The organism is Mesorhizobium sp. M2C.T.Ca.TU.002.02.1.1 (genome assembly GCF_003997225.1).
On the sequence record NZ_RZTO01000319.1, the window covers coordinates 1 to 6,362 of the forward strand.

The window sequence follows — 6,362 nt, forward strand, 5'->3', positions numbered from 1 at the left end:
CTACGAGGCCTATGTCGGCGAGCGCGGCGTGAAGCTCTCCGGCGGCCAGCGGCAGCGCGTGGCGATCGCGCGCGTCTTCCTCAAGGATGCGCCGATCCTCATCCTCGACGAGGCGACCTCGGCGCTCGATTCGGACATCGAGGCGGCGATCCAGGAGAACCTGACCCGGCTGATGGAGAACAAGACGGTGATCGCCATCGCGCACCGGCTGTCGACGATCGCGGCGCTCGACCGGCTGGTGGTGCTGGACGGCGGCCGGATCGTCGAACAGGGCACGCATGACGAGCTGGTGGCGCTCGACGGGCTCTATGCGCGGCTCTGGAAACGGCAGTCCGGCGGCTTCCTGTTCAACGAGGAAAGCGCGCTGGAAGAGACGCGGCCGGCGGAGTAGAACGGCGCCATGTCGGTACGCATGCCCACCAATTTCGGACGCTCAGGCGCGCAGGAAAGCGCGCTCGACCTGCTCGGCCACGAAATCCTCGCCGAAAAGGCCGCCGCGCTCGGCCGCGCCGGACAACGCGTGGAGGAAACCCTTGCCAGATTGCGCGAGGGCGGCGAGGGCGAGCATCGCAACCGGCTGCTCAAGGAAGCGGCCGCGGCCGTCCACGCCTATTTCATCCAGCGCGAGCTCTGCGGTCTGCGCAAGCACGATGCCGTGATCCGAGAGTACGACATCCCACGGGCGGTGCTGGTCAGGCTGGGCGCCAGCTAGAGCAATTCCAGGAAAAGTGCGAGCGGTTTTCCGTCCGGAATTGCGTAAAAACAAAGGGATAGGGCGGTTCGCCGTTTCCATGAAACGGGGAAACGCTCCAAAGACCGCTATTCCAGCCATTCGGTGATGAAGTGGCCGTTCTCGTGGATGTCGGTGCTTTCGAGCGGGCCCGGGCCGAGATTGATGAATTTGTGCGGCGTGTCGGGCGGCACGATCAGGATCTGGCCGGCGGTGGCCTTGATCTCCCGGTCGCCGATCGTGAACAGGCCGGTGCCGGAGCGGATGACGAAGATTTCCGCATAGGGGTGCTTGTGCAGGCGCGGACCGCCGCCGACCGTCGGCTGATGGTTGAAGATCAGGCAGGAATTGGCGCCGAATTGGCCGCATTGCAGCTCGCCTTTCCAGCGGTCGGGGGCGTCGGCCCAGCTGTCGCGTTCGATGACATGCGCCATGGCGGGAGAATAGACCGGGCCAGGAGCCGATGTCGAGGCAAACACCGGCCCGATTTCGGCCCGGATTTCCCGCTGTTCCGCCCTGTCCGGCGGCCTAGCACGGACGCGCCGGCCAGGGTCGCCGCGCATCCCCGCGACAATCTGCCCTTGTGGCCTCACCCCGCTGGACAAAAACGGGCTGCCCGCATAAACCGAAATCCAAATGCCGGAGGAATTCGCTAGCCTGTTCGCCATGCGCTGTCGGGCAGGTGCGATTGAGCGGGGACAAGGCTCGGCCTCCGGTTAGGAAGAGGCGAAAGGATCAGGCACCCGTGAGCGCAACCGAAATCCACGATCCCAACCGTCGCGATTTTCTCTATGTAGCCACCGGCATGGCCGCCGTCGTCGGCGCAGGGGCCGTGGCGTGGCCGTTCATCGACCAGATGCAGCCAGATGCCTCGACGCTGGCGCTGGCTTCGGTCGAGGTCGATGTCTCCTCGCTGCAGCCCGGCAGCTCGCTGATCGTCAAATGGCGCGGCAAGCCGGTGGTGGTGCGCAACCGCACCGAAAAGGAAATGAAGGACGGCGAAGCCGTCAACCTCGCCGATCTCAAGGACCCGATCGCGCGCAACGCCAACCTGCCGTCGGATGCGCCGGCGACCGATGCCAACCGTACCACACCCGGCAAGGAAGCCTGGATGGTCATGGTCCAGGTCTGCACCCATCTCGGCTGCATCCCGCTCGGCCAGGAAGGCGATTTCGGCGGCTGGTTCTGCCCGTGCCATGGTTCGCAATACGACACCGCCGGCCGCATCCGCAAAGGCCCGGCGCCGGAGAACATGGCGATCCCGGTATTCAAGTTCATTTCCGATACCAAGATCCTTATCGGTTGAGGCAGGGGATATTTCGATGAGCGAGGGACACTCGACCTATACGCCCAAGACCGGTATCGAGCGCTGGTTCGACGCCCGGATGCCGCTGCCGCGGCTGATCTATGACAGCTTCGTCGCCTACCCGGTGCCGCGCAACCTCAACTATATGTGGACGTTCGGCGGCATCCTTTCGATCATGCTGGTCGCGCAGATCCTGACCGGCATCGTGCTGGCGATGCATTACACGTCCGACACCAATCTCGCCTTCGATTCGGTCGAGAAGATCATGCGCGACGTGAATTCGGGGTGGCTGTTGCGCTATCTCCATTCCAACGGCGCCTCGTTCTTCTTCGTCGCCGTCTACATCCACATCTTCCGCGGCCTGTTCTACGGCTCCTACAAGGCGCCGCGAGAGCTCCTGTGGATCCTCGGCTGCATCATCTACCTCCTGATGATGGCCACCGGCTTCATGGGCTATGTGCTGCCTTGGGGCCAGATGAGCTTCTGGGGCGCCACCGTCATCACCGGCTTCTTCAGCGCCATCCCGCTGGTCGGCAACTGGATCCAGGAACTGCTGCTCGGCGGTTTCGCCGTCGACAACCCGACGCTGAACCGCTTCTTCGCGCTGCATTACCTGCTGCCGTTCATGATCGCCGGCGTCGTGGTGCTGCATATCTGGGCGCTGCATGTCGTGGGCCAGTCGAACCCGACCGGCATTGAGGTGAAGTCGAAGACCGACACCGTCGCTTTCACGCCCTATGCGACCATCAAGGACGCGTTCGGCATGATCGTGTTCCTGTTCTTCTTCGCCTATTTCGTCTTCTACCTGCCGAACTATCTCGGCCACCCGGACAACTACACGGTCGCCAACCCGCTGAAGACGCCGGCCCATATCGTTCCGGAATGGTACTTCCTGCCGTTCTACGCGATCCTGCGCGCCATCACCTTCAACATCGGCCCGATCAATTCCAAGCTCGGCGGCGTGCTGTGCATGTTCGGCGCCATCGCCATGCTGTTCCTGGTGCCGTGGCTCGACACCTCCAAGGTGCGCTCGGCGGTCTACCGCCCGTGGTACAAGCTGTTCTTCTGGCTGTTCGTCGCCGACGCCATCCTGCTCGGATGGCTGGGCTCGCAGCCGGCGGAAGGCTCTTACGTGTTCATGGCGCAGATGGCGACTTTGTTCTACTTCGCCTTCTTCCTGGTCATCATGCCGGTGCTCGGCCTGATCGAGACGCCGCGCAGGCTGCCGAACTCGATCACCGAGGCGGTGCTGGAAAAGAACAAGGGCGGCAGCGGACATCCGGCAGGCGCGACCGCCGCGCCGGAAACCAAAGGCTGAGGATCTGAGGGGATTTTGGGTATGAAGAAGATTCTCACCTCGCTGGCGCTGCTCGGCCTGGTGGTCGCGGGCACCGCGGCCATCGCCGCGGAAGAGCAGAACCCGGCCGCGCCGACGCATTTCCCGATCAACGAGCCGAAGGAAATGAGCTGGAGCTTCGCCGGCCCGTTCGGCACCTATGACAAGGCGCAGCTGCAGCGCGGCCTCAAGGTCTACAAGGAAGTCTGCTCGGCCTGCCACTCGATGAACCTGGTGGCCTTCCGGACGCTGGAAGGGCTCGGCTATTCGGACGCGCAGATCAAGACGCTGGCCGCCGAATACACCATCCATGACGGCCCTAACGACGCCGGCGACATGTTCGATCGCCCTGGCAAGCCGTCGGATCACTTCCCGGCGCCGTTCCCGAACGAGCAGGCCGCGGCCTCCGCCAATGGCGGCGCCGCTCCGCCGGACATGTCGCTGCTCGCCAAGGCGCGCGGCGTCGAGCGCGGCTTCCCGCGCTTCATCTTCGATATCTTCACCCAGTACGCGCAGGGCGGCCCGGACTACATCCACTCGCTGCTCACCGGCTACGACCAGACGCCGCCGGCCGGCATGGTGATCCCGGAAGGTACGCACTACAATCCGTATTTCCTGTCCGGCGTGTCGCTGAAGATGCCGAAGCCGCTCTCCGACGGCCAGGTGACCTATGACGACGGCTCGCCGCAGACGGTCGACCAGTATGCCCGCGACGTCTCGGCCTTCCTGATGTTCGCCGCCGAGCCGCATCTCGAGGACCGCAAGAAGACCGGCTTCCGCGTCATGGTCTTCCTGCTGCTCTTCGGCGCGCTGGTCTACATGACCAAGCGCAGGGTGTGGGCCGACGTGGCGCACTGAGCCGGCCGGCTTCCAAAAAATGCAAGGGCGCCGAAAGGTGCCCTTTTCTTTTCGGCCGCTTGCCGGCAAAACTGTGCGGCAACGGATCAACCGCTTATGAAATCCTCCCTCGAAGACACGCTGCTTGCGGCCATCCGCACCATTCCGGACTATCCGAAGCCCGGCATCCTGTTTCGCGACATCACCACGCTGCTTGGCGACGCGCGCGCCTTTCGGCGCGCCATCGATGAACTGGTGCATCCCTATGCCGGGCTGAAAATCGACAAGATCGCCGGCATCGAGGCGCGCGGCTTCATCCTCGGCGGCGCCGTGGCGCACCAGTTGTCGGCCGGCTTCGTGCCGATCCGCAAGAAGGGCAAGCTGCCTTACGAGACGGTGCGCGTGGCCTACAGCCTCGAATACGGGCTGGACGAGATGGAAATGCACAAGGACGGCGTCTCGCCCGGCGAGAAGGTGATCGTGGTCGACGACCTGATCGCCACCGGCGGAACGGCGGAAGCGGCGGTGAAGCTGCTCAGGCAGATCGGCGCCGACATCGTCGCCGCCTGCTTCGTCATCGACCTGCCAGACCTCGGCGGCCGCCGGAAGCTGGAAGCGCTCGGCGTGCCGGTCAGGACGCTGATCGGGTATGAGGGGCATTGAGGCGCCTCTTCCTTCTCCCCTTGTGGGAGAAGGTGTCGCCGAAGGCGACGGATGAGGGGTGCTCCAGGGAAAGCCAGTGTCTCACTCCGCTGGAACAGCCCTCATCCGTCTCGGCGCTGCGCGCCGATCCACCTTCTCCCACAAGGGGAGAAGGAAGAGATGCTACCCCACCTTCACTAGCACGGCGCTGTCGAACTCGATCACCTTGTCGCCGGTCGAATCGAACCCCTCGGAGCGCAGTGTGAGCAGGTTCCAGCCCGGGCGCCCGGCGAGCGGGCGGTGCGCCAGCGCGGTGCGCGTGAAGGTCACCGTCTCGCCGGCATAGACCGGCTTCAGCCATTTCAAATTGCGGAAGCCGGGCGAGGGGCCGAATTCGGGCTGCGGGCCGGGGCCGGTCCAACGCACGCCCTCGGTCTCCATGCGCTTTTCGAGATTGTATTTCATCCAGGTCGCGGCGGTGTGCCAGCCCGAGGCGCAGAGCCCGCCGAGCACGCTCTTCCTTGCCGCCTCTTCGTCGACATGGAAGATCTGCGGGTCGTATTTCCTGGCGAACGCCTTGATCTCCTCGGCCCCGAATTTGTGCGAGCCGAGCGTGACCGTTTCGCCGATCAGGAAGTACTCGTCGAGAGTCATGCCGCGGCCTCACGGGTCAGGAACATGCCGGTATTCTCCAGCTCGAAGACACTCTCGCCGCGCTGGTTGACCAGTTCGCTGCGCATCGTGATCAAGCCGAGCTGGGGCCGCGATTTGGACTGGCGCTTGGACAGGATCGTGACCGTGCCCCGCAGGGTATCGCCGGCCAGCACCGGCTTCTTCCATTTCACATGCTCGATGCCCGGCGATCCTTGAGAGGTCGAATCGAGCAGGAAGGCGTCGCACAGCATGCGCATGAACATCGCGCAGGTGTGCCAGCCTGAAGCCGAAAGCCCGCCGAGGATGCTGGCCTTGCCGGCTTCCTCGTCGAGGTGCATCGGCTGGGCATCGAATTCCGAGGCGAATTCGATGATCTCGGCCGCGCTTACGGTCTTGCTGCCGATGTCCAGCGAGGCGCCCTCGACGAAATCCTCATAAGCCCAGGTCTTTCCGGTCATGTCGGCAATCCGGTTAATCCTTAGATCGTGGTGGCGTTTCGTCGAATCGCCACTACGATCGAACTTCCTTGTTGGCGCATGATCTCCGAAAACCGGTTCCCACTTTTCGCTGACGCGGTCCTCGGTTCGGGATCATGCTGCAAGATCGGGCAACCCGGATGCAGGCCCGGGACGATTTGGTCAAGCCCTTTCTGGTAAGCCAGCCGTCTCTCAATCCGGCAGCGCCGCAAACTGTACCGTCTTTTGTTTCCCGCAATTCCGGACGGAAAACCGCTGCGCGCTTTCCTGGAATTGCTTAAAGCGCGTCGCGACCTTTCAGATTCGCTCCATGCGCTTTAGGTTTTTGAGTTACGCATGTCTTTATCCCGAAACCGGTTCCCACTTTCGGGAGACATGCTT

9 protein-coding genes are annotated in these 6,362 nt (G+C 63.6%); 6 read left to right on the top strand and 3 right to left on the bottom strand.

Translation table 11 applies throughout. The features are described 5' to 3' along the window. Positions 1–391 (top strand): ATP-binding cassette domain-containing protein (locus tag EOD07_RS17845; protein ID WP_127236411.1); only part of this gene is annotated, 391 nt, incomplete at its 5' end. A 9-nt stretch (positions 392–400) separates the two neighbouring features. Then, on the top strand, positions 401–712 hold the full coding sequence (locus EOD07_RS17850) for a DUF6665 family protein (RefSeq protein ID WP_040989693.1): 312 nt from the start codon (positions 401–403) through the stop codon (positions 710–712). 107 nt (positions 713–819) lie between these two features. Here EOD07_RS17850 and EOD07_RS17855 read toward each other — a convergent pair whose 3' ends face one another. After that, positions 820–1,164, bottom strand: coding sequence for a cupin domain-containing protein (locus tag EOD07_RS17855; protein ID WP_127236414.1), 345 nt, complete (start codon positions 1,162–1,164; stop codon positions 820–822). A gap of 311 nt (positions 1,165–1,475) precedes the next feature. Here EOD07_RS17855 and petA point away from each other — a divergent pair, with 311 nt between their 5' ends. From petA to EOD07_RS17875, 4 genes are all read left to right on the top strand, one after another. After that, positions 1,476–2,036, top strand: a complete 561-nt coding sequence (petA, locus tag EOD07_RS17860; protein WP_040989687.1) for a ubiquinol-cytochrome c reductase iron-sulfur subunit — start codon at positions 1,476–1,478, stop codon at positions 2,034–2,036. Positions 2,037–2,052: 16 nt separating this feature from the next. Beyond that, entirely contained in the window at positions 2,053–3,354 is a 1,302-nt protein-coding gene (locus EOD07_RS17865; RefSeq protein WP_040989684.1) for a cytochrome b N-terminal domain-containing protein, read from the top strand. 21 nt (positions 3,355–3,375) lie between these two features. Further along, the gene (locus EOD07_RS17870) at positions 3,376–4,230 is read left to right on the top strand and encodes a cytochrome c1 (protein ID WP_073986148.1); all 855 of its coding nucleotides are present in this window, start codon (positions 3,376–3,378) and stop codon (positions 4,228–4,230) included. Positions 4,231–4,326: 96 nt separating this feature from the next. After that, positions 4,327–4,872 (top strand): adenine phosphoribosyltransferase, encoded by a 546-nt coding sequence (locus tag EOD07_RS17875; RefSeq protein ID WP_127236412.1) that lies wholly within the window; start codon positions 4,327–4,329, stop codon positions 4,870–4,872. A gap of 162 nt (positions 4,873–5,034) precedes the next feature. Here EOD07_RS17875 and EOD07_RS17885 read toward each other — a convergent pair whose 3' ends face one another. Both EOD07_RS17885 and EOD07_RS17890 read right to left on the bottom strand, forming a co-directional pair. After that, positions 5,035–5,505 (bottom strand): MaoC family dehydratase, encoded by a 471-nt coding sequence (locus tag EOD07_RS17885; protein WP_073986146.1) that lies wholly within the window; start codon positions 5,503–5,505, stop codon positions 5,035–5,037. Further along, positions 5,502–5,963, bottom strand: coding sequence for a MaoC family dehydratase (locus EOD07_RS17890; protein WP_040989670.1), 462 nt, complete (start codon positions 5,961–5,963; stop codon positions 5,502–5,504). The genes EOD07_RS17885 and EOD07_RS17890 overlap by 4 nt, the downstream gene beginning before the upstream one ends. Between the last annotated feature and the right edge of the window lie 399 nt (positions 5,964–6,362).

What these genes read in the sequence shown, in the direction of transcription:
- EOD07_RS17850 (WP_040989693.1), top strand. Translation starts at nt 401, where the DNA reads ATGTCGGTACGCATGCCCACCAATTTCGGACGCTCAGGCGCGCAGGAA.
- EOD07_RS17855 (WP_127236414.1), bottom strand. Translation starts at nt 1,164, where the DNA reads ATGGCGCATGTCATCGAACGCGACAGCTGGGCCGACGCCCCCGACCGC.
- EOD07_RS17865 (WP_040989684.1), top strand. Translation starts at nt 2,053, where the DNA reads ATGAGCGAGGGACACTCGACCTATACGCCCAAGACCGGTATCGAGCGC.
- EOD07_RS17870 (WP_073986148.1), top strand. Translation starts at nt 3,376, where the DNA reads ATGAAGAAGATTCTCACCTCGCTGGCGCTGCTCGGCCTGGTGGTCGCG.
- EOD07_RS17875 (WP_127236412.1), top strand. Translation starts at nt 4,327, where the DNA reads ATGAAATCCTCCCTCGAAGACACGCTGCTTGCGGCCATCCGCACCATT.
- EOD07_RS17885 (WP_073986146.1), bottom strand. Translation starts at nt 5,505, where the DNA reads ATGACTCTCGACGAGTACTTCCTGATCGGCGAAACGGTCACGCTCGGC.
- EOD07_RS17890 (WP_040989670.1), bottom strand. Translation starts at nt 5,963, where the DNA reads ATGACCGGAAAGACCTGGGCTTATGAGGATTTCGTCGAGGGCGCCTCG.